The sequence below is a fragment of the Psychrobacillus sp. FSL H8-0487 genome (assembly GCF_038008385.1).
GTDB classification, from domain to species: Bacteria; Bacillota; Bacilli; order Bacillales_A; family Planococcaceae; genus Psychrobacillus; species Psychrobacillus psychrotolerans.
In genome coordinates this window covers 3,648,014-3,671,612 of sequence record NZ_JBBOZA010000001.1, presented here as the reverse complement: position 1 = coordinate 3,671,612, position 23,599 = coordinate 3,648,014, and the positions used below count along the sequence as shown (strand labels likewise).

Annotated in this window: 24 protein-coding genes and 2 other annotated features; all 24 genes read left to right on the top strand. The window is 38.7% G+C overall.

Annotated features, from left to right (window positions below; translation table 11 throughout):
- Positions 1-30 precede the first annotated feature (30 nt).
- The 24 genes from radA to rpsG all read left to right on the top strand — a co-directional run bounded on the left by radA (position 31) and on the right by rpsG (position 23,599).
- Entirely contained in the window at positions 31-1,401 is a 1,371-nt protein-coding gene (gene radA, locus MHI47_RS18810) for a DNA repair protein RadA (protein ID WP_340831851.1), read from the top strand.
- Positions 1,402-1,593: 192 nt separating this feature from the next.
- On the top strand, positions 1,594-2,682 hold the full coding sequence (locus MHI47_RS18805) for a PIN/TRAM domain-containing protein (protein ID WP_093537888.1): 1,089 nt from the start codon (positions 1,594-1,596) through the stop codon (positions 2,680-2,682).
- A 66-nt stretch (positions 2,683-2,748) separates the two neighbouring features.
- Entirely contained in the window at positions 2,749-3,441 is a 693-nt protein-coding gene (gene ispD / locus MHI47_RS18800) for a 2-C-methyl-D-erythritol 4-phosphate cytidylyltransferase (protein WP_340831849.1), read from the top strand.
- Between the two features lies 1 nt (position 3,442).
- Positions 3,443-3,922 (top strand): 2-C-methyl-D-erythritol 2,4-cyclodiphosphate synthase, encoded by a 480-nt coding sequence (gene ispF / locus MHI47_RS18795; RefSeq protein ID WP_093537886.1) that lies wholly within the window; start codon positions 3,443-3,445, stop codon positions 3,920-3,922.
- A gap of 127 nt (positions 3,923-4,049) precedes the next feature.
- Complete coding sequence (gene gltX, locus MHI47_RS18790; protein WP_340831846.1) at positions 4,050-5,513, top strand: glutamate--tRNA ligase; 1,464 nt, start codon at positions 4,050-4,052, stop codon at positions 5,511-5,513.
- 59 nt (positions 5,514-5,572) lie between these two features.
- Positions 5,573-5,790: a binding site (T-box leader), on the top strand.
- 53 nt (positions 5,791-5,843) lie between these two features.
- A complete protein-coding gene (cysE, locus tag MHI47_RS18785) occupies positions 5,844-6,515 on the top strand; it encodes a serine O-acetyltransferase (RefSeq protein ID WP_340764105.1) in 672 nt (223 codons plus the stop codon).
- Positions 6,496-7,896 (top strand): cysteine--tRNA ligase, encoded by a 1,401-nt coding sequence (gene cysS / locus MHI47_RS18780; RefSeq protein WP_340831844.1) that lies wholly within the window; start codon positions 6,496-6,498, stop codon positions 7,894-7,896. The genes cysE and cysS overlap by 20 nt, the downstream gene beginning before the upstream one ends.
- 4 nt (positions 7,897-7,900) lie before the next feature.
- Positions 7,901-8,320, top strand: a complete 420-nt coding sequence (locus MHI47_RS18775) for a Mini-ribonuclease 3 (RefSeq protein ID WP_093537882.1) — start codon at positions 7,901-7,903, stop codon at positions 8,318-8,320.
- On the top strand, positions 8,321-9,091 hold the full coding sequence (gene rlmB / locus MHI47_RS18770) for a 23S rRNA (guanosine(2251)-2'-O)-methyltransferase RlmB (RefSeq protein WP_093537881.1): 771 nt from the start codon (positions 8,321-8,323) through the stop codon (positions 9,089-9,091).
- Between the two features lie 4 nt (positions 9,092-9,095).
- The gene (locus tag MHI47_RS18765) at positions 9,096-9,605 is read left to right on the top strand and encodes an NYN domain-containing protein (protein ID WP_093537880.1); all 510 of its coding nucleotides are present in this window, start codon (positions 9,096-9,098) and stop codon (positions 9,603-9,605) included.
- Positions 9,606-9,673: 68 nt separating this feature from the next.
- Positions 9,674-10,315, top strand: a complete 642-nt coding sequence (gene sigH / locus MHI47_RS18760; protein WP_407691716.1) for an RNA polymerase sporulation sigma factor SigH — start codon at positions 9,674-9,676, stop codon at positions 10,313-10,315.
- A gap of 21 nt (positions 10,316-10,336) precedes the next feature.
- The gene (gene rpmG / locus MHI47_RS18755) at positions 10,337-10,537 is read left to right on the top strand and encodes a 50S ribosomal protein L33 (RefSeq protein ID WP_407691715.1); all 201 of its coding nucleotides are present in this window, start codon (positions 10,337-10,339) and stop codon (positions 10,535-10,537) included.
- Between the two features lie 41 nt (positions 10,538-10,578).
- Complete coding sequence (secE, locus tag MHI47_RS18750) at positions 10,579-10,764, top strand: preprotein translocase subunit SecE (RefSeq protein WP_093537879.1); 186 nt, start codon at positions 10,579-10,581, stop codon at positions 10,762-10,764.
- A gap of 101 nt (positions 10,765-10,865) precedes the next feature.
- Positions 10,866-11,399, top strand: a complete 534-nt coding sequence (gene nusG / locus MHI47_RS18745) for a transcription termination/antitermination protein NusG (protein WP_093537878.1) — start codon at positions 10,866-10,868, stop codon at positions 11,397-11,399.
- Between the two features lie 171 nt (positions 11,400-11,570).
- Complete coding sequence (rplK, locus tag MHI47_RS18740; protein WP_139176005.1) at positions 11,571-11,996, top strand: 50S ribosomal protein L11; 426 nt, start codon at positions 11,571-11,573, stop codon at positions 11,994-11,996.
- Between the two features lie 128 nt (positions 11,997-12,124).
- Positions 12,125-12,817, top strand: a complete 693-nt coding sequence (rplA, locus tag MHI47_RS18735) for a 50S ribosomal protein L1 (protein ID WP_093537877.1) — start codon at positions 12,125-12,127, stop codon at positions 12,815-12,817.
- 42 nt (positions 12,818-12,859) lie between these two features.
- Positions 12,860-13,003, top strand: a sequence feature (ribosomal protein L10 leader region).
- Between the two features lie 32 nt (positions 13,004-13,035).
- Positions 13,036-13,536, top strand: coding sequence for a 50S ribosomal protein L10 (rplJ, locus tag MHI47_RS18730; protein ID WP_093537876.1), 501 nt, complete (start codon positions 13,036-13,038; stop codon positions 13,534-13,536).
- A gap of 70 nt (positions 13,537-13,606) precedes the next feature.
- A complete protein-coding gene (gene rplL / locus MHI47_RS18725; protein WP_093537875.1) occupies positions 13,607-13,969 on the top strand; it encodes a 50S ribosomal protein L7/L12 in 363 nt (120 codons plus the stop codon).
- 77 nt (positions 13,970-14,046) lie between these two features.
- On the top strand, positions 14,047-14,667 hold the full coding sequence (locus MHI47_RS18720) for a class I SAM-dependent methyltransferase (RefSeq protein WP_093537874.1): 621 nt from the start codon (positions 14,047-14,049) through the stop codon (positions 14,665-14,667).
- Positions 14,668-14,886: 219 nt separating this feature from the next.
- Positions 14,887-18,441, top strand: coding sequence for a DNA-directed RNA polymerase subunit beta (gene rpoB, locus MHI47_RS18715; RefSeq protein ID WP_093537873.1), 3,555 nt, complete (start codon positions 14,887-14,889; stop codon positions 18,439-18,441).
- A gap of 138 nt (positions 18,442-18,579) precedes the next feature.
- Entirely contained in the window at positions 18,580-22,182 is a 3,603-nt protein-coding gene (rpoC, locus tag MHI47_RS18710; RefSeq protein ID WP_340764091.1) for a DNA-directed RNA polymerase subunit beta', read from the top strand.
- A 135-nt stretch (positions 22,183-22,317) separates the two neighbouring features.
- Positions 22,318-22,566: a ribosomal L7Ae/L30e/S12e/Gadd45 family protein gene (locus tag MHI47_RS18705; protein WP_093537871.1), complete on the top strand. Its 249-nt coding sequence runs from the start codon at positions 22,318-22,320 to the stop codon at positions 22,564-22,566.
- Positions 22,567-22,664: 98 nt separating this feature from the next.
- Positions 22,665-23,087, top strand: a complete 423-nt coding sequence (gene rpsL / locus MHI47_RS18700; RefSeq protein ID WP_093537870.1) for a 30S ribosomal protein S12 — start codon at positions 22,665-22,667, stop codon at positions 23,085-23,087.
- 41 nt (positions 23,088-23,128) lie between these two features.
- Positions 23,129-23,599, top strand: a complete 471-nt coding sequence (gene rpsG / locus MHI47_RS18695; RefSeq protein WP_093537869.1) for a 30S ribosomal protein S7 — start codon at positions 23,129-23,131, stop codon at positions 23,597-23,599.

The following is a 23,599-nucleotide window of genomic DNA, read 5'->3' as shown; positions in this document are numbered from 1 at the left end:
GCGCTTGTGCTTTTCATAGTAGGAGGTATTATGGCTAAAAAGAAAACGAAGTTTATGTGTAATTCATGTGGATATGAGTCCGCAAAATGGATGGGAAGATGTCCTGGGTGCGGTGAATGGAACACAATGGTAGAAGAAACGGAAATAATATCCAAAGGCCCGAAACGCTCGTTTCAGCATTCAGATGGCACAGCACAGAAGGCGACCCCAATAATTTCAGTAGTAACAGCTGATGAACCACGAGTGACAACTGACTTTGCTGAACTGAATCGTGTGTTGGGCGGTGGTATTGTCCCTGGGTCGTTAATATTAATAGGTGGAGATCCGGGTATTGGTAAGTCGACCCTTCTTTTGCAGGTTTCTGCTTTACTTGCGAATAAAGGAGAAAGAGTACTGTATATTTCGGGAGAGGAATCCATCCGTCAGACGAAGCTTCGGGCAGAACGATTAGGGGTAACATCAGCAGAGCTTTATATCTATGCTGAAACCAACTTGGAGTTAATCAATGAAACTATTGAGAGTGTAGAGCCAAAATTTGTTATTGTCGATTCTATTCAAACTGTTCATCATCCCGATGTAACAAGTGCACCGGGAAGTGTATCACAAGTTCGAGAGTGTACAGCAGAGCTAATGCGGATTGCCAAAACTAAAAATGTAGCAATCTTTTTAGTGGGACATGTAACAAAAGAGGGACAAATTGCAGGACCTCGTATATTGGAACATATGGTAGATACTGTTTTGTACTTTGAAGGAGAACGTCACCATACGTACCGTATTTTAAGATCTCAGAAGAACAGATTTGGCTCTACGAATGAAATCGCCATTTTTGAAATGGTCCAATCCGGATTAAAAGAAGTACTTAATCCTTCTGAATTATTTCTTCAGGAGCGGTCTCATGGAGCAGCTGGATCTGCAATTGTTGCCTCGATGGAAGGTACCAGACCTATTTTAGTAGAAATTCAAGCGTTAGTGACTCAATCTAGTTTTAATTATCCGAAACGTATGGCTACTGGTATTGATCAAAACCGTGTTTCCTTACTAATGGCAGTACTGGAAAAACGAATGGGATTACTACTCCAAACGCAAGATGCTTATATAAAAGTGGCGGGAGGAGTAAAATTAGATGAACCTGCGATCGATTTAGCCGTCCTAGTAAGTATCGTCTCAAGTTTCCGAGATACAGGGGTTACACCAACTGACTGCTTTATTGGAGAAATTGGTTTAACTGGAGAAGTGAGAAGGGTGTCTAGAATTGAACAGCGTGTTCAAGAGGCTGCAAAGCTTGGCTTTAAAAGAGCGATTGTACCGGCCTCAAACCTCGGAGGATGGGATTACCCTCCAGGCATTCAAATTGTAGGAATCGAAACAGTTAACGAAGCGATGAAAGAAGCATTTTCATAATAATAAGGCATTCTATATGTCTAGCTCTGGTGTCCAACCGATCAAGTAGTTTCAAAATGCCGGATAAAGGCAAAGGAAGCCTTTATCCAGCATTCTTCCATTATTTTTGGGAATAGAGTGGGCAACTGCGCTTGTCTGATTAGACTTATTGGGAAAGATGCAAGTATAATGAAATTAATGGAGGTGGCATGCTTGTTAAAATGGATTATCCAAATTGCTTTTGTTTTAATTGGTGGAACATTGGGGTTACTATTCTTACCGCACTTATATGAGCTTTTTAATTTATCTAACAACCCTTGGATTCACAATCCGTATGTATCTGTTTTAGTAGGAGCAATTTTGTTGTACGTGGCTGCATTGTTTATGACCGACTACTTGATTAATTTTATCAAATGGATGGAAGAACGGTTATTAAAAGCGCCAATTGGAGATTTGTTATTCGGAACGCTCGGTCTAGTTATTGGTTTAATTGTTGCCTTTTTCCTAGGTTCTGCACTTAATAATATTGCTATACCAGGAATTGGATCAGTAGTACCCGTGCTGTTATCGATTGTTTTAGGTTACTTAGGTTTCCAAGTCGGTTTTAAAAAGCGCGATGAACTTCTTCAAGTTTTCACTCCTTCTAAGCAAAGTACTAGCAAGAAGAAAACTATGGACGACGATACCCAAGAATTGAGTTTAGGAACTTATAAGTTGCTAGATACTAGTGTTATTATTGACGGTCGCATTGCAGATATATCGGTAACTGGATTTATCGAAGGTGTTCTAGTCGTTCCTCAATTTGTTTTGACGGAGTTACAGCATATTGCGGATTCTTCGGATACGCTTAAACGAACTAGAGGTCGGCGTGGTTTAGATGTATTAAAAAAACTTCAAACAGAACGATCTTCTGCTGTATTAATCGTGGAAGAGGATTTTGAAGATATACAAGAGGTAGATTTGAAATTAGTTCGTCTAGCTAAAAAGATGAATGGAATTGTTGTAACGAATGATTTCAATTTAAATAAGGTTTGTGACCTGCATCAAGTAAGAGTTTTAAATATTAATGACTTGGCAAATGCAGTGAAACCTGTTGTTATTCCCGGGGAAATAATGCATGTTGTCGTTATTAAAGATGGAAAAGAACACAATCAGGGCGTCGCATACCTAGATGATGGAACGATGATTGTTGTAGAAGGCGGTAAAGCATACATTGGACAGGCTATAAATGTAGAAGTGACAAGTGTGCTTCAAACGTCGGCTGGTCGAATGATATTTGCGAAACCACAAGACTCGAAATAACGAAGAAGGGTTGTTTCCTTTGCAAAAGGAATACGCCCTTTTTCTATGTAACGGAGGTCCAATAATATGAAATATACTGTTTTATTGCCAGCTGCGGGTAGTGGGAAGCGAATGGGTGCTGGTCAAAATAAATTGTTTTTAGAGCTACGCAATATTCCTATTTTGATACACACTTTACGCGTTTTTGAAAGAGATCTTAATTGTGAGCGAATAGTATTAGCCGTAAAGAAAGAGGAAAAGGCTTTTATTGAACAGCTTCTAAAAGAGCATTGTATTACAAAGGTTTCCGACATCGCAGAAGGTGGAGAAGAGCGCCAGCATAGTGTATACGCTGCATTAAAAGTTAGCTCATTTAAAGGAATCATCCTTGTTCATGATGCGGCAAGACCATTTATTCATCAGCAAGTGATACAACAATTAGTGGAAAAGGCAAACACGTCTGGAGCAGCAGTTGCAGCTGTTCGGGCAAAAGATACGATGAAAAAAGTAGAAAATGGTATAATTCAAGAAACGGTCGATCGAGAGAGCTTATGGATTATTCAAACGCCTCAAGCTTTTCGGTATACAATATTAGAAAAAGCGGAAAGATTAGCTGAGAAGGATAATTTTCTTGGGACGGATGAAGCAATGCTCGTAGAAAGATTAGGAGAGCGTGTTCATATTGTTGAAAGTACCTATGATAATGTCAAGATGACAACGAGTGAAGATCTTCTATACGGAGAAGCAATATTAAATAAGCGAGAGCAGGAGGAATTTTAATATGATGAGAATTGGACAAGGATTCGATGTACATGAATTTGCGGATAATCGTCCGTTAATAATAGGAGGAATTGATATTCCTTATGAACGAGGACTAATTGGTCACTCAGATGCAGACGTATTACTACATACAATTACTGATGCTGCTTTAGGTGCAATAGGAGAAGGAGATATCGGCAAACATTTTCCGGATACAGATCCAGACTTTAAAGACGCAGATTCAGCCAAGCTACTAGAACATATTTGGAAACTAGTAGACGCTCGTGGGTATAAGTTAGGAAATATCGATTGTACAATAATTGCACAAAAGCCAAAAATGGCACCACATATCGAAACAATTCGTGCGCGTGTAGCGGAGTTGCTTCAAGCAGATGTTTCTCAGGTAAATGTGAAAGCTACAACAACCGAGAAACTTGGATTTACAGGACGTGAAGAAGGAATAGCATCGATGGCAACAATATTACTTCTGAAAAAGGACTAACTTTAATAAACGTATAACCAGTGGTAGAATGGATTAAGTTAAAGTCATTGTTAGTTGCCTTATACTTTAAATAAGTGCAACTGCACCAAGGCTAATTTGATGGAAAGAAAACTAGGAGGATACACTTATGACACAAGAAGTTCGCGTACGTTACGCACCCAGTCCAACAGGATTTTTACATATAGGAGGAGCGCGTACAGCATTATTTAACTATTTATATGCACGTCACCATAACGGGAAATTCATCGTTCGTATAGAAGATACGGATATTGAGCGTAATGTAGAGGGTGGCGAGTTATCTCAACTTGAAAACTTAAAATGGTTAGGAATCGAATATGACGAATCCATAGATATTGGTGGACCTTATGCACCTTACCGCCAAATGGAGCGTTTAGATATATATATAAAGCATGCAGAAGAAATGTTAGAAAAAGGCCATGCGTATAAATGTTTCTGTTCATCAGAGGAACTAGAAGCAGAACGTGAAATGCAAAAAGAAAAAGGTATTGCAGCTCCAATGTACAATGGTAAATGCCGTCATTTATCAGCAGAAGAAGTGCAAGCAAAAGAAGAAGCGGGACAAGCGTACACGATTCGTATGCGTGTACCGGGAAATGTAACCTATACCTTTGAAGATTTAGTTCGTGGAGAGGTTACTTTTGAATCTAAAGATGTTGGTGACTGGGTATTAGTGAAAGCGAACGGAATTCCAACTTATAACTATGCTGTAGTATTAGATGATCACTTTATGGAAATCTCTCATGTATTCCGCGGGGAAGAACATTTATCGAACACACCAAAACAATTGATGGTTTTTGATGCGTTCGGATGGGAATATCCTAAGTATGGTCATATGACGTTAATCATCAACGAAAACCGTAAAAAGCTTTCAAAACGTGACGAGTCAATCATCCAATTTGTTACACAGTACAAAGACCTAGGGTATTTACCAGAAGCAATGTTTAACTTCTTTGCCCTATTAGGATGGTCTCCTGAAGGGGAGGATGAAATCTTCACTAAAGAAGAATTCATTAAAAACTTTGATGTATCACGTCTTTCTAAATCACCATCAATGTTCGACAAACAAAAACTTACTTGGATGAACAACCAATATATTAAACAGTTGCCATTAGAAAAAGTAGTTGAGTTAGCATTGCCACATTTACAAAAAGCAGAATTGCTACCAACTGAACTATCAGAAGAAGAACTTACGTGGGCAACAAAACTTATTGCACTTTACCATGATCAAATGAGTTTTGGAGCGGAGATTGTTGAATTATCATCACTATTCTTTGATCACGACATTGCATATACTGAAGAAGCGACAGAAGTATTGGCCGGAGAACAGGTTCCTGAAGTAATGGCTGCATTTAAAGTACAGCTAGAGGGCTTAGAGACATTTGAACCAGCGGAGATTAAAGCTGCTATTAAAGCGGTACAAAAGGAAACTGGACATAAAGGGAAAAATCTTTTCATGCCAATTCGTGTAGTAACAACTGGTCAAATGCACGGTCCTGAACTAGCTGATGCAATCAGTCTAATTGGTAAAGAAATAGTAATCGCTCGTGTTGCCAAATTTGCAAAACAATAAGATTGACTTTCCTCTACCAAGGTGTGAAAATGGTGTTACAAATTCGAAAGCAAAATGAATAGCAAGCGAAGACGAGGAGAAGTAAGTAACGCACGTTCTTTAGAGAGGACCATCACCGGCTGAAAGTGGTCTGAGCTTATGAGTTACTGAAATGCACCTTAGAGCGTCATGCCGAACTTTTAAGTAGGCTGAACGTATCATCTGCGTTAAAGATGCTAAGTGGGAAAATTTTTTCTGTTTTCCAATCAGAGTGGAACCACGCTATTGCGTCTCTGTCTATATTTATAGACAGAGACTTTTTTTATGGAGTAAATGAAAGGAGGTAATCATGTGTTCAAACGAATGAAAGAAGATATTGCGGTAGTATTTGAACAGGACCCAGCAGCACATAGCAAGTTAGAAGTTATTTTAACTTATGCAGGTCTACATGCAATTTGGAGTCACCGAGTTGCACATGCCTTATTTAAAAAGAAATTCTTTTTCTTAGCACGCGCCATATCACAAATTAGTAGATTTTTTACAGGAATCGAAATTCACCCAGGGGCGACAATTGGGCGACGCTTTTTTATAGATCACGGCTCGGGAGTGGTCATTGGAGAAACCTGTGAAATTGGAGATGATTGCACGATCTACCAAGGTGTCACACTAGGTGGTACCGGAAAAGAAAAGGGAAAGAGACATCCTACTCTTCATAATAATGTGCTAGTCGCTACTGGAGCAAAAGTATTAGGATCTATTATCATTGGTGAAAATAGTAAAGTCGGGGCAGGTTCTGTTGTATTAAAAGATGTACCTACTAACTCTACTGTTGTTGGGATCCCAGGTGTAGTCGTAATTCAAGATGGTATAAAAGTGAAGCGAAATTTAGATCATCAGGACCTACCAGATCCATTTACCGACCATTGCAAACAAATGGAAAACAAAATAGAGAAGCTTCAAAAAGAAATAGACCAATTGACGAAAGAGAAGAGGGAAAATAGTCATGACAATCCAAATTTTTAATACGCTAAAACGTGAAAAAGAACCGTTTATACCGCTTGAAGAAGGCAAAGTTAAGATGTATGTATGTGGACCAACTGTTTACAATTATATTCATATTGGGAATGCACGACCTGTAATCGTCTATGATACGGTAAGGAAGTATTTACAATACCGCGGATATGAAGTGACATATGTTTCAAACTTCACAGATGTAGATGATAAAATTATTAAAGCGGCCAATGAACTGGGAGAAGAAGTCTCAGAGCTCACGGAACGTTTTATCGACGCTTATTTTGCGGATGTTGAGGCACTGGGCTGTAATCGAGCAGATTCACATCCACGAGTTACAGATCATATGGATCAAATTATTGAATTTATTAAAGTATTAGAGGAAAAAGACTATGCATATGAATCGCATGGAGATGTCTATTATCGTACGAGAAAATTTGATGGATACGGTAAACTTTCTCATCAATCGGTAGACGATTTAAAAGTCGGAGCTAGAATTGAAACGGGTGTCAAAAAAGAGGATGCACTAGATTTCGCACTTTGGAAAGCAGCAAAACCAGGAGAAATCTATTGGGAAAGTCCTTGGGGGAAAGGTCGTCCAGGATGGCATATAGAATGCTCTGTCATGGCCCGAGAAATACTAGGAGACACGATTGATATTCATGCGGGCGGGCAAGACTTAACTTTTCCACATCATGAAAATGAAATCGCACAGTCCGAGGCGAGAACCGGTAAGACATTTGCGAGATATTGGATGCATAATGGGTATATAAATATAGACAATGAAAAAATGTCGAAATCACTCGGCAACTTTGTATTGGTAAATGATATTCGTCAGCAAATAGATCCACAAGTATTACGTCTTTTCATGCTGAGTGTTCACTATCGAAATCCCATTAATTATTCAAAAGAATTAGTGGAGCAAGCGGAGGCAGGTTTGGATCGTATACGGACTGCTTATGATAACTTAGTTCACAGATTAAGTACCACTGCAAATTTAGGGGATCATGATGACATTTGGTTACAAAAAATTGCAAATGTAAAAGTACAGTTTGAAACAGCTATGGATGATGACTTTAATACAGCGAATGGTATTGCGGCTATTTTCGAATTGTCGAAACTTGCGAATACGTATTTACTAGAAAAACAAACATCTGAAATTGTATTAAAACAATTTATCTTAGTTATGGATGATTTGAATGCTGTTCTGGGATTAACGTTTGCGAAAGAAAAGGAAGTACTGGATGAAGAAATTGATGCATTGATTGAAGAACGCAATCAAGCTAGGAAAGACCGTAACTTTGCTCGTGCCGATGAAATTAGAGATCAATTAAAAGAGTTAAATATTATTTTGGAAGATACTGCACAGGGTATCCGATGGAAAAGAGGATAAACTGGTGGAAAATTTAAAACCATCCGATGTAAAACAACTAAATTCCTTAGCACTTGCCTATATGGGTGATGCTGTTTTCGAACAAGTCGTTCGAGAACACCTCATCCTTTCTGGACGAGTCAGACCGAATATCTTGCACAAAGAAGCTACTAGATATGTGTCAGCTAAAGCGCAAGCAACGTTAGTAAGAGAAATGATGGAAAAGGACTTTTTATCGGAAGATGAACAAGCTGTCCTACGAAGAGGTCGTAATGCAAAGTCTGGTTCAGTTCCCAAAAATACAGATGTTATTACTTATCATCACAGTACAGCGTTTGAAGCAGTAATCGGTAGTCTATACTTGAGTGGACAAACAGAACGTTTGCAAGAAGTACTGGATTTCTCTATTAACTTTATAGATGAACAGAAAGGGGCGAAAAAATAAATGACAGAGATAAACGATCAAAGTGAACAAACTGGAGAACTTATTGCAGGGAAAAATCCTGTAGTAGAAGCACTTCGAGCAGGTAGAGATATGAACAAAGTTTGGCTTGCAGAAGGCATTCAAAAAAGTGGGGTAACAGAAATTATTCAATTAGCAAGAGATGCTGGAATAATTGTACAGTTCGTACCTAAAAAAAAGCTGGATAACTTAACAGATGCAAATCACCAGGGAATAGTTGCTTCAGTTGCCGCATACCGTTATGCAGAATTAGATGATTTGTTTGACCTAGCAGCTAGCAAACAAGAGGATCCTCTTTTTATTATTTTAGATGAAATTGAAGATCCTCATAATCTTGGTTCTATCATGCGGACGGCAGATGCTGTTGGAGCCCACGGAATTATTATTCCGAAAAGAAGAGCGGTTGGACTTACAGCGGTAGTTGCAAAAGCGTCTACAGGAGCTATTGAGCATATTCCAGTTTACCGAGCGGTTAATTTGGCACAAACGGTAGATGAACTAAAAGAGCGTGGGGTTTGGATTGCGGGCACTGATGCGGCAAAGTCTACTGATTATCGAAATATGGATGCGACCCTACCCTTGGCACTCATTATTGGTAGTGAAGGTAAAGGTATGAGTCGACTGTTAAAAGAAAAGTGCGATTTTCTTTACTATTTGCCAATGGTCGGTCATGTGACGAGTCTTAATGCTTCGGTAGCGACCTCTGTGTTGTTATACGAAATATGGCGCGTCAGAAATCCCTTAAAAGGCTAACAAGATGCAAATTTTACTTGTCGATGGATATAATATCATCGGCGCATGGAGCGAGTTAAGAAAGTTAAAAGAAGTGAAATTACTAGAAGCTAGAGACCGCTTGATCGAGCTAATGGCAGAATACAAAGCATATACAGGTACCCGAGTCATTGTAGTTTTTGATGCACACTTGGTGCCTGGTATTGAAAATAAAAAGAAGCAATATAACGTAGAAGTTATTTATACGAGAAAAAACGAAATTGCAGATGAGCGTATTGAAAAGTTAACGAAAGAATTGAGTGGTAGAAGAGTCCAGATTTACGTAGCTACATCTGATCTGACCGAGCAAAGGGTCATATTTGGCCAAGGGGCCCTTAGAAAGTCAGCTAGAGAATTAGAAATTGAAATGTTGTCGATTTCCTCCAAAATAACAAAAAAAGTGAAAACTATTCAGGATGACAAACCCGCTTCTAATATCCCATTAACAGCAGAAGTTGCGGAAATTTTCGAAAAATGGCGAAGAGGAATGAAATGATTCATTGACGCTATAAATTTCCTTCCTGTATACTTGGAATAATATTCTTGTTAGCTGAGGTGACTTCATTGGAAAAGACAGAGCAGAATCTACAATTAGATAGTTTACTAGATGAAGAGCTTGTAGAGATGGTACATCAAGGAAACACTGAAGCGCTAGACTTTTTAATAACAAAATATCGTTCCTTCGTCCGCATGAAGGGAAGGTCATACTTTTTAATAGGGGCCGATAAAGAAGATATCCTCCAGGAAGGTATGATTGGGTTGTATAAGGCAATCCGAGATTTTAAAGAGGAGAAACTTGCTTCTTTTCGGGCATTTGCCGAACTATGTATCACCCGACAAATAATAACTGCTATTAAGACAGCCACTCGACAAAAACATATTCCGCTAAATTCTTATGTATCATTGGATAAGCCTATTTATGATGAGGAATCTGATCGAACATTGATGGATATGATTGCTGGTTCAGTTGTAGATGATCCGGAGGAATTAATCATTAATCGAGAAGACTTCGATTATATGGAAGGCAAGATGGCAGAAATACTTAGTGAATTGGAACAACAAGTACTTACTCTATACTTGGACGGCCAATCTTATCAAGAAATTTCTGAAGAATTGAATCGTCATGTTAAGTCGATTGACAATGCATTACAACGAGTGAAGCGTAAACTAGAACGTTATATGGAGATTGATAGTAATTACGCTTAATTGGTATTTTGTTGACATGGTATGTGTAAGATGATAATCTTGAAAAAGACTTATATGCTTAAAAAAGGTGATAATATGGCAAAAAAGACTGTCTTAAGCTGTGTCCAATGTGGCAATCGTAATTATACGATTCCTTTATCTAAAGAAAATGTAATCCGAGTTGAACGGAAAAAGTATTGTGCACATTGCAATGCGCATACGCTTCACAAACAAACGTTATGAATAGAAAATAAGATAGATTTTTTGTGTGGGGGTTTAGCTAAATGGCTAATGTTGGTGGGTTTTTCAAAAATGTAATGAGTGAAATGAGAAAAGTAAGTTGGCCTAAACGTAAAGAGCTTTCTAAATACACTGTTATTGTGCTTGCTACTGTAGTAGCGGCGGCTGTATTTTTTGCTGTGGTAGACTTAGGTATCTCTGAATTGTTCCGTTGGTATTTAGCGTTATAATAACTAGTATGTAAATATTTGAAAATAGCCCGTCTACTAAACGAACGGGTTTTTTCATTTGTCTTGAGAAAAGGAGGGGACGGACGATCAGTCCTGACACTATGGAAAAAAATTGGTATGTGGTTCATACGTACTCTGGTTATGAAAACAAAGTAAAAGCGAACTTAGAAAAACGAGTAGAAACAATGGGTATGTCGGATAAGATATTCCGAGTATATATCCCTGAACAAGAAGAAACAGACTTTAAAGATGGTAAAAAGCGTGTAGTTGTAAGAAAAACGTTTCCTGGATATGTTTTTGTAGAACTTATAATGACAGATGATGCTTGGTATGTAGTTAGAAATACGCCGGGTGTAACTGGGTTCCTTGGTTCATCAGGTGGCGGAACAAAACCAACACCTTTAGCTCCTGAAGAAGTTCAATCTATGTTGAAACAAATGGGTGACGCTGATCGCGTAGTAGAAGTAGATTTCACGGTTGGAGAATTGGTAGAAGTATTAGAAGGACCGTTTGCGCACTTCCAAGGTAAGGTAGAAGTGATTGATCTAGATAAAGGCAAAGTAACTGTGTCTGTAGACATGTTTGGTCGCGAAACTAATATGGAACTAGACTTCGAACAAGTTATTAAAATATAATTTCCGTTTCCACTTGCTAAAGGTGGAAAAGAATGATATCATTTCAAAGGTCAGACTGAAAATAAGTCTGTATTAATTTTTCTAATGTTATCAGCGCAGAGCTGAGAGACAGATATTTGAGTGGGAGGGGCAACCCAATTACCACATCACGGACTTAAGGAGGTGTGTCTCGTGGCTAAAAAAGTGATTAAAGTTGTTAAATTACAAATTCCTGCTGGTAAAGCAAATCCAGCACCGCCGGTTGGTCCAGCATTGGGTCAAGCAGGTGTTAACATCATGGGATTCTGTAAGGAGTTCAACGCACGTACTGCTGATCAAGCAGGTCTAATCATTCCGGTTGAAATTTCTGTATTTGAAGATCGTTCATTTACTTTCATTACAAAAACTCCGCCGGCAGCAGTGTTACTTAAAGTAGCAGCAGGTATTCAATCTGGATCAGGTGAACCAAACCGCGTAAAAGTGGCGACAGTGAAACGTGAAAAAGTTCGCGAAATTGCAGAACAAAAAATGCCAGATTTAAACGCAGCATCTGTTGAAGCAGCTATGTTAATGGTTGAAGGTACTGCACGTAGCATGGGTATTACGATCGAAGACTAATACTTGATGTGCATTTTGATATGACGCATTGTTTTTTGGGAGGTTGTAGTTGTTCATAAAGGATAACTACAACCTTTACACGTGGGAGGTTTATTCCGCTAAAACCACTATCAAGGAGGACATTTATAATGGCTAACAAAGGTAAAAAATTACAAGAAGCAGTTAAATTAGTAGAAGCTTCAAAATTATATTCAGCTAAAGAAGCTGTTGAGCTTGCGAAAAAAACAAGCACAGTTAACTTTGATGCAACTGTAGAAGTTGCTTTTCGTTTAGGAATCGATACTCGTAAAAATGACCAACAAATCCGTGGAGCAGTAGTACTTCCAAACGGAACTGGTAAAACTCAACGTGTATTAGTATTCGCTAAAGGCGAAAAGCTTAAAGAAGCAGAAGCTGCTGGAGCAGACTATGTAGGCGATACTGAGTATATTAACAAAATCCAACAAGGATGGTTTGACTTCGATGTAATCGTTGCTACACCTGACATGATGGGTGAAGTTGGTAAAATCGGTCGTGTACTTGGACCAAAAGGTTTAATGCCAAACCCTAAAACTGGTACAGTTACATTTGATGTAACTAAAGCTATCGAAGAGATTAAAGCTGGTAAAGTAGAATACCGTGCTGACAAAGCAGGGATTATTCACGCTCCTATCGGTAAAGTTTCTTTTGAAGACGATAAATTAGTAGAAAACTTCTTAGCTGTATTTGAAGTAGTTCAAAAAGCTAAGCCAGCAGCATCTAAAGGTGTTTATATGAAGTCTGTGAATATCACGACTACTATGGGACCAGCTGTAAAAGTTGACGCTCAATCAATCAAATAATAGTTGACGTTCAAAAGATTATCTGTTAAGATGACTTTTGTTGTTAAATATACGTTTGTACCGAAGACAGTAGGGGCGATAGATCGCTTAATTTCCTACCGAGGACAAGTAAATTCAGATTCTTTTTAGATGATGACTTTCTGCCTCTGTGTCTATTCGTAGAACAGAGGCTTTTCTTTTGTCGGTATAAATGGCCAATTCTTATAGGAGGTGCCAAGATGAACAAAGCAATCGAAACGAAAAAAGTAAAAGTTCAAGAAATTGCAGAGAAGTTTAAAGCTGCTGCTTCCGTAGTAGTTGTTGACTACCGCGGTTTGAACGTGTCACAAGTAACAGAATTACGTAAACAACTTCGTGAAGCAGGTGTGGAATTCAAAGTTTACAAAAACTCACTTACACGCCGTGCAACTGAAATTGCTGGAGTTGATGGGATTAACGAAAGTCTTGTTGGTCCAAACGCAGTAGCATTTTCTAACGATGACGTAATTGCACCAGCTAAAATCATTAATGATTTTGCTAAAAAGAATGAACAACTTGAAATTAAAGTTGGGATTATCGAAGGAACTGTAGCATCTGCTGAAGATGTGAAAGCATTAGCAGAACTTCCATCACGCGAAGGACTACTTTCTATGCTTCTTTCAGTACTTCAAGCTCCAATGCGCAACTTTGCGCTTGCAACAAAAGCTGTTGCAGAACAAAAAGAAGAACAAGGCGCATAATTTATTACGCGGCTTAATAACTACAAAAGGGCTTACAGCCTAAAATTACCTATAATAGGAGGAAAATAAAATGAATAACGAACAAATCTTAGAAGCTATCAAATCAATGACAGTTCTTGAATTAAACGACTTAGTAAAAGCAATTGAAGAAGAATTCGGTGTTACTGCTGCTGCTCCAATGGCAATGGCTGCTGGTGGCGGAGCTGCTGCTGCTGAAGAAAAAACTGAGTTTGATGTACTTCTTACATCTGCTGGAGATCAAAAAATTAAAGTAATCAAAGTGGTTCGTGAAATCACTGGTTTAGGATTAAAAGAAGCTAAAGAATTAGTTGACAATGCTCCTAAAGCACTTAAAGAAGGCATTTCTAAAGACGAAGCAGAAGCTTTCAAAACACAACTTGAAGAAGTTGGCGCAGGCGTAGAAGTTAAGTAATTTTTGTACAGTTCGAAGAAAAAAGCTCGTCTGCAAACGACGGGCTTTTCTTCGTATGTATTATGGAGGGTGATTTGGTGTCTGATCATTATTACTCTAGGAAACCTCAAACGGAAAGCAAACCACGCCATTGGAATTTCACATTGCTTGGGCATAATTTTCGATTTGAAACAGATGCAGGTGTATTTAGTAAGAGCGAAGTAGATTTTGGCTCCCGTGTATTAATCGATGCTTTTGAAGCTCCAGATCTAGAAGGTCCAATTTTAGATATAGGTTGCGGATATGGCCCGATAGGTCTTTCTATTGCAAAAGCAAATGAGAGAAGAACAGTTCATTTGGTAGATGTTAACACACGTGCAATCCAACTTGCAGAAAAAAATGCTGCTGCTAACGGGATACAAAATGTACGAATCTATGAAAGTGATGGATTGTCAGCGGTTGACACTGCGAACTTTGCGGCTATTATAACTAATCCACCGATTCGCGCTGGGAAAGAAACTATTTTTCGTTTCTATAATGAATCTTATGAAAAGTTAGTTTCAAAGGGAGAATTGTGGATTGTGATTCAAAAGAAACAAGGGGCACCATCAACTTTTAGTTATTTAGAAGAGATTTTTGGTCAAGTAGACCTTGTTGATAAGGCTAGAGGTTATTGGATTATCAAAGCTACAAAGATTGACTTGACAAAATCGCTATGATATTATAAGAAAATGCAAAATTATTATTTTGAGGACGTATGCCCTTTTGGCCCTTTTGAATGAGAAGTCATACAAATGGGTATACTGGCCGAGAAAAAGTTTGGTTAATCGAAAATGAGCTCTTGTTAAGAACTCGTTTTCTTTTTGTCTTTCGATATCATACACCAAAATGTTCATATCGAAAAGACCTAATATCGCTTTAATTGAGGGGTGAATGAGTTGACAGGTCAACTAGTTCAATACGGACAACACCGCCAGCGCAGAAGTTTTGCGCGTATTAGTGAGGTGCTAGAACTTCCGAATCTAATTGAAATTCAGACGGCATCTTATGAATGGTTCCTTGAGGAAGGTTTACGTGAAATGTTTAAGGATATTTCACCAATCGAGGACTTTACAGGCAATCTATCACTTGAATTTGTCGACTATAGTTTAAATGAACCGAAGTATTCGGTCGACGAATCCAAAGAACGTGACGCAACATACGCAGCACCACTTCGCGTAAAAGTACGTCTCCACAACAAAGAAACGGACGAAGTGAAAGAACAAGATGTCTTTATGGGTGATTTCCCACTAATGACTGAAACTGGAACTTTCGTTATTAACGGAGCTGAGCGCGTAATCGTATCTCAGTTAGTCCGCTCACCAAGTGTTTACTTCCATGATAAAACAGACAAAAATGGTAAAAAAGGTTTTGGATCAACAGTAATACCTAACCGTGGTGCTTGGTTAGAATACGAAATTGATGCAAAAGATGTAGTATACGTTCGTATTGATCGTACACGTAAATTACCAGTTACTGTTTTACTTCGCGCTTTAGGCTTTGGAACAGATCAAGAGATTATCGATTTAATTGGTGACAACGAATATTTACGTAACACGCTAGAAAAAGATAATACAGAAACGCCTGAAAAAGCGTTATTGGAAATCTATGAGCGTCTACGTCCTGGTGAACCACCAACTGTGGAAAGTGCAAAGAGCTTACTATACTCTCGCTTCTTTGACCCAAAACGCTATGATTTAGCGAACGTTGGTCGTTACAAAATGAATAAAAAATTGCATATTAAAAATCGCTTGTTTAACCAAACAATAGCGGAAACGCTAGTGGATCCGGAAACAGGAGAGATTTTAGTAGAAGCGGGTACATTAATTGATCGTCGTGTACTAGATCGCCTAATTCCTCATCTTGAAAATGGTATTGGCTTTAAAACATTATCTCAAGTAGGTGGTGTCTTAGAGGATGATATTACAATCCAATCGATTAAAATTTATGCGCCGAATGATGAAGAACAAAAAGAAGTTAACGTAATAAGTAACGCTTATGTAGAAACAGAAGTGAAAAATATTACGCCAGCTGACATTGTTTCATCAATTGGTTACTTCTTTAACCTGTTATTTAACGTTGGGAACACGGATGATATTGATCATCTAGGTAACCGTCGTTTACGTTCTGTAGGCGAGTTACTACAAAATCAGTTCCGTATTGGTCTTTCACGTATGGAACGTGTAGTACGTGAGCGTATGTCTATTAACGACACACAATCTATCGTCCCACAACAACTAATCAATATACGTCCAGTTATTGCATCTATTAAAGAATTCTTTGGTAGCTCGCAATTATCTCAGTTTATGGATCAAACAAACCCGCTAGCTGAGTTGACGCATAAACGTCGTCTATCGGCGCTTGGGCCCGGTGGTTTAACACGTGAGCGTGCAGGATTTGAAGTACGTGACGTACATTACTCTCACTATGGTCGTATGTGTCCAATTGAAACGCCTGAGGGACCAAACATTGGACTTATAAACTCACTTTCCAGTTTTGCGAAAGTAAATAAATTTGGATTTATAGAAACACCATATCGCCGTGTTGATCCTGAGACCGGCTTAGTTACATCACGAATCGACTATTTAACTGCGGATGAAGAGGATAACTATGTGGTAGCACAAGCAAACTCTCCATTATCTGAAGAAGGAGCATTCCTTAAAGAAGAAGTAGTAGGTCGTTTCCGTGGAGATAACACCGTATTTAGAAAAGAACAAATTGACTACATGGACGTTTCGCCGAAACAAGTTGTTTCTGCTGCGACAGCATGTATTCCGTTCTTGGAAAACGATGACTCCAACCGTGCTCTTATGGGAGCGAACATGCAGCGTCAAGCTGTTCCATTATTAAACCCAGAAGCTCCATTTGTTGGAACTGGTATGGAACATGTAAACGCTCGTGACTCAGGTGCTGCAGTTATTGCAAAATTCGATGGTATTGTTGAACACGTAGAAGCAAAAGAAATTCGTGTTAGACGTATCGAAGAAGTGGATGGCAAAGAAGTTAAAGGTGATTTAACATCTTATAAAGTTCATAAATTTGAGCGTTCAAATCACGGGACATCTATAAACCAACGTCCAATTGTAAAAATTGGTGATCGTGTTAAACCTCTGGATATTCTTGCAGATGGTCCTTCTATGGAACAAGGAGAGCTTGCTTTAGGACGTAATGTTCTAGTAGCTTTCATGACATGGGATGGATACAACTATGAAGATGCCGTAATTATGAGTGAACGTCTAGTGAAAGATGATGTATATACTTCAGTGCATATTGAAGAGTATGAATCAGAATCACGTGATACAAAGCTTGGGCCAGAAGAAATTACGAGAGATATTCCAAATGTCGGTGAAGACGCATTGCGTAACTTGGACGACCGTGGAATTATCCGTATTGGTGCAGAAGTTCGTGACGGAGACATTCTTGTTGGGAAAGTAACGCCTAAAGGTGTTACAGAACTAACAGCTGAAGAACGTTTACTACACGCAATTTTCGGTGAAAAGGCTCGTGAAGTTAGAGATACATCCCTACGTGTTCCACATGGTGCTGGCGGGATTGTATTAGATGTAAAAGTATTTAATCGTGAAGATGGCGATGAGTTATCTCCAGGTGTTAACCAATTAGTTCGTGCTTATATCGTTCAAAAACGTAAAATCTCCGTTGGGGATAAAATGGCCGGACGTCATGGTAACAAAGGTGTTATCTCGCGTATTCTTCCTGAAGAAGATATGCCATTCCTTCCAGACGGCACACCAGTAGATATCATGTTAAATCCACTTGGGGTACCTTCTCGTATGAACATCGGGCAAGTACTAGAACTCCATTTAGGTATGGCTTCTAAATTACTTGGTGTTCATATGGCATCACCAGTATTTGATGGTGCTAACGAAGAAGACGTTTGGAACACAATGGAAGAAGCTGGACTTAATCGTGACGGTAAAACTATCCTGTATGACGGGCGCTCAGGTGAACCATTTGATAACCGCGTATCTGTTGGGGTTATGTATATGATTAAACTTGCCCACATGGTAGATGATAAGTTACATGCACGTTCTACTGGACCTTATTCACTTGTTACGCAACAACCTCTAGGAGGAAAAGCGCAATTTGGTGGACAACGTTTCGGTGAAATGGAAGTATGGGCACTAGAAGCTTATGGTGCCGCTTATACGTTACAAGAAATTTTAACAGTTAAATCCGATGACGTTGTTGGACGTGTGAAAACATATGAAGCAATCGTTAAAGGGGAGAGTGTACCAGAACCAGGAGTTCCTGAATCATTCAAAGTATTGATAAAAGAGCTACAAAGTCTAGGTATGGATGTTAAAATGCTTACAATTGACGAAGAAGAAATTGAGCTTCGCGATTTAGATGAAGATGATGACATTCCAGCAGCTGATGCACTTGGTATACTACCGATTGCAACAGAAGAGGAACCAGTTAGTACAGTAGAATAAAAAAGCGTAATTGCGCATAGATAGCATAATAAAAACCGGACAGGTGATGCCTGTCCGTGTTTCCGTATAAAATTGCATAATGCAGAGCTACTTGGAAAAGTCTTTTAAAAGACACAAGACTAAAGGGAGGTAGGCTCCTTGATAGACGTTAATAATTTTGAGTATATGAAAATTGGTTTAGCTTCACCTGATAAAATCCGTTCATGGTCTTATGGAGAAGTAAAAAAACCTGAAACAATTAACTATCGTACATTAAAACCTGAAAAAGACGGTTTGTTCTGTGAACGTATTTTTGGTCCTACAAAAGACTGGGAATGTCATTGCGGAAAATATAAACGCGTTCGTTATAAAGGTGTTGTATGTGATCGTTGTGGAGTAGAAGTAACACGTTCAAAAGTACGCCGTGAGCGTATGGGTCACATCGAACTAGCTGCTCCTGTGTCACATATTTGGTATTTCAAAGGGATTCCAAGTCGTATGGGTCTACTTTTGGATATGTCTCCAAGATCATTAGAAGAAGTAATTTACTTTGCTTCTTACGTAGTAATAGAACCAGCAGACACGCCTCTTGAAAAGAAACAATTGCTTTCAGAAAAAGAGTACCGTGCATATCGCGATAAGTTTGGTACTAAATTCCAAGCTGCAATGGGTGCTGAAGCTATCAAGCGTTTACTTACTGAAATTGATTTAGAAAGTGAAACAGAGCATTTAAAAGAAGAGTTGAAAACAGCTCAAGGTCAACGTCGTACACGTGCGATTAAACGTTTAGAAGTTGTAGAATCTTTCCGTAACTCAGGAAACAAACCTGACTGGATGATTTTAGATGTTCTACCAGTAATTCCTCCAGAATTACGTCCGATGGTTCAATTAGATGGTGGACGCTTTGCTACATCAGATTTAAATGATTTATATCGTCGTGTTATTAACCGTAATAACCGTTTAAAACGTCTATTAGATCTTGGCGCTCCTAATATTATTGTTCAAAATGAGAAGCGTATGTTACAAGAAGCTGTAGATGCATTGATTGATAATGGTCGTCGTGGCCGTCCGGTAACTGGACCAGGTAACCGTCCATTAAAATCACTTTCACATATGTTAAAAGGGAAGCAAGGTCGTTTCCGTCAAAATCTACTAGGTAAACGTGTTGACTACTCTGGTCGTTCGGTTATCGTAGTAGGACCAAACTTGAAAATGTATCAATGTGGACTTCCAAAAGAAATGGCGATTGAATTATTCAAACCATTTGTGATGAAAGAACTTGTTGAACGTGGTTTAGCCCACAACATTAAGAGTGCAAAACGTAAAATTGAACGTATGCATGCTGAAGTATGGGATGTATTAGAAGATGTTATTAGAGAGCATCCGGTGCTACTTAACCGTGCCCCTACTCTTCACCGTCTTGGTATTCAAGCTTTTGAACCAACATTAGTAGAAGGACGCGCAATTCGCCTTCATCCTCTAGTATGTACAGCATATAATGCTGACTTTGATGGTGACCAAATGGCTGTTCACGTACCTTTATCTGCTGAAGCGCAAGCTGAAGCTCGTTTACTAATGCTAGCAGCACAAAACATTTTGAACCCGAAAGATGGTAAACCAGTAGTTACACCATCTCAAGATATGGTTTTAGGAAACTATTACTTAACACTTGAGCGTAAAGGTGCAATGGGCCAAGGTACAACGTTCTACGGGCCAGAAGAAGTGCTTATTGCTTATAATACTGGTCATGTGCATTTGCATACACGTATTGCAATATCAGCAGCATCTGTAAAAAATCAAACATTTACAGAAGAACAAAACAAGATGCTATTGTTAACGACTGTAGGTAAAGTAATTTTCAATGAAATACTTCCAGCAACGTTCCCATACATTAATGAACCGACAGATTTCAATCTACAAATTGAAACTCCGGAGAAATATTTTGTTCCAACAATTACAGATGTTAAAAAGCATATCGAGTCTATGGAACTTGTAGAGCCATTCAAGAAGAAAATTCTTGGAAATATCATCGCAGAAGTATTTAAACGTTTCCATATTACAGAAACGTCGAAAATGCTTGATCGCATGAAAGCCCTAGGATTTAAATACTCTACTAAAGCTGGTATTACAATTGGTATTTCTGATATCGTAGTACTTCCAGACAAAGGTGAAATTCTTGAAGAAGCACAAAGTAAAGTAGATAAAGTTATCAAGCAATTCCGTCGTGGTCTAATCACGGAAGAAGAGCGTTATGCAAGTGTTATTGGACATTGGAGTAAAGCAAAAGAAGTTATTCAAGATAGACTGATGAAAACACTAGATCATATGAACCCAATCTACATGATGAGTGACTCAGGTGCCCGTGGTAATGCATCTAACTTTACTCAACTTGCAGGTATGCGTGGACTTATGGCCAATCCGGCCGGTCGTATTATTGAACTTCCGATCAAGTCATCATTCCGTGAAGGATTAACAGTACTTGAATACTTCATCTCTACACATGGTGCTCGTAAAGGTCTTGCCGATACAGCTCTTAAAACTGCCGATTCAGGTTACTTAACTCGTCGTCTAGTAGACGTTGCACAAGATGTTATTGTACGTGAAGAAGATTGTGGAACGGACCGCGGATTATTAATTGGTTCACTTATGGAAGGTACGGAAGTTATTGAAGAGTTTGGCGAACGTATTGTCGGTCGTCATACGAAGAAAACAATTTTCCATCCAACTACAAATGAACTGATTCTAGAAAAAGACGGGTTAATCACACAAGACGTCGCTCGTGTTATTGAAGAAGCAGGTATTAATGAGTTAACAATTCGCTCAGCATTTACTTGTAATACAAAACATGGTGTTTGTAAAAAATGTTACGGCTTAAACTTAGCTACAGGTGACACAGTTGAAGTAGGAGAAGCAGTCGGTATTATAGCAGCTCAATCAATTGGTGAACCAGGTACTCAGTTAACAATGCGTACATTCCATACAGGTGGGGTTGCAGGAGACGATATTACTCAAGGTCTTCCGCGTATCCAAGAAATTTTTGAAGCACGTAATCCTAAAGGGCAAGCTGTTATATCTGAAATCTCAGGAACTGTTACTGAAATTGATGAAATTAGAGAAGGCCAAAAAGAAATTACAATTCAAGGGAATGTAGAAACTCGTAAATATTTGGCACCATACAATGCTCGTTTAAAAGTACAACTAAACGATACAATGCATCGTGGTCAAGTTTTAACAGAAGGTTCTATAGATCCTAAAGAATTGTTGAGAGTTAAAGATGTTTCAACTGTTCAAGAGTACTTATTAAAAGAAGTACAAAAAGTTTACCGTATGCAAGGGGTAGAAATCGGGGATAAACACATCGAAGTTATGGTACGCCAAATGCTTCGTAAAGTACGTGTGATTGAAGCTGGGGAAACAGACCTACTTCCAGGATCACTACTAGATATCCATCAATTTGCTGAAGCGAATAAAGAAGCAGTTTTACAAGGTAAAATCCCTGCAACTTGTCGTCCAGTTATCCTTGGTATTACTAAAGCTTCACTTGAAACAGAATCATTCTTATCTGCAGCATCGTTCCAAGAAACGACTCGTGTCTTAACAGACGCAGCGATTAAAGGGAAACGTGATGAATTATTAGGCTTGAAAGAAAACGTAATTATCGGTAAATTAGTTCCAGCTGGTACAGGTATGCAACGTTATCGCCAAATTAAAATCACGGACAACGAAGCAGATTCTGGAAAAGAGTTAGTTAACGCAGAGTAAAACAATTGAATGTTAGGGAGAAGAAGTTTTATTTCTCCCTAATATTTTATAATTACTGTTGACACATTTTTCAATGAGTGATAATATATTTAAGGTTGATAGTTATTTGACTTGTACCCTTTGGAGGATATGCAAATGTCTTATGAAAAAGTGAAACAAGCGAAAGAAACAATCATAGGTACAAAGCAAGCAGTAAAAGCAATGAAAAAAGGGCTTGTCAAAGAAGTTTATATTGCACTAGATATAGAAGAGAGAATCATTGAACTAGCACGAACAACAGCACAAGAAAACAATGTTTCAATTAACTATGTTGAGTCTAAAGTAGATCTTGGTAAGGCTTGTGGACTGCGCTTAGCGGCGTCAGTAGTAGCTATTACTGTGTAACAGTTTTTGTGTAAATCACAAAGACTTTGTTTTTACCCAAAAAATGAACCACCTGGATGTGTGGTATTAACAAGAACAAATGAAGGGAGGAATAATCGATGCCTACAATTAACCAATTAGTACGTAAGCCTCGTCAATCCAAAATCACGAAATCAAAGTCTCCTGCACTAGGGAAAGGTTATAACAGCTTCAAAAAGGCTGGTACTAACTTAAACTCTCCACAAAAACGTGGGGTTTGTACTCGTGTTGGTACTATGACGCCGAAAAAACCTAACTCAGCACTTCGTAAATATGCGCGTGTACGTTTAACTAATACGTTAGAGGTTACTGCTTATATTCCAGGAGAAGGACACAACCTACAAGAACATAGTGTTGTACTTATCCGCGGAGGAAAAGTAAAAGATTTACCAGGAGTACGTTACCATATCGTACGTGGTGCTCTTGATACAGCTGGTGTTACTGGTCGTATGCAAAGTCGTTCACTTTATGGCGCTAAACGCCCTAAAGCAGCAAAAAAATAATATAATTAATAATTTGACATTCGTCGAAAGGAGGAAAACACATGCCTCGTAAAGGTCCTGTTTCCAAACGTGACGTGTTACCAGATCCAATTTACAATTCAAAACTAGTAACTCGTTTAATCAATAAATTGATGGTTGATGGTAAAAGAGGTACTTCTCAAAAAATTCTATACGGAGCGTTTGAACTTGTAAAAGAACGTTCTGGTAAAGATCCATTAGAAGTATTTGAAGCTGCCCTAAACAATGTAATGCCAGTTCTAGAAGTTCGTGCTCGCCGTGTTGGTGGTGCTAACTATCAAGTACCAGTTGAAGTACGTCCTGATCGTCGTTCAACACTAGGTCTTCGTTACTTAGTAAACTATTCACGTCTTCGTGGAGAAAAAACGATGGAAGAACGTTTAGCTAACGAAATTCTTGATGCATCTAACAATACTGGTTCATCAGTTAAAAAACGTGAAGATATACACAAAATGGCTGAAGCTAACAAAGCATTCGCTCACTACCGTTGGTAG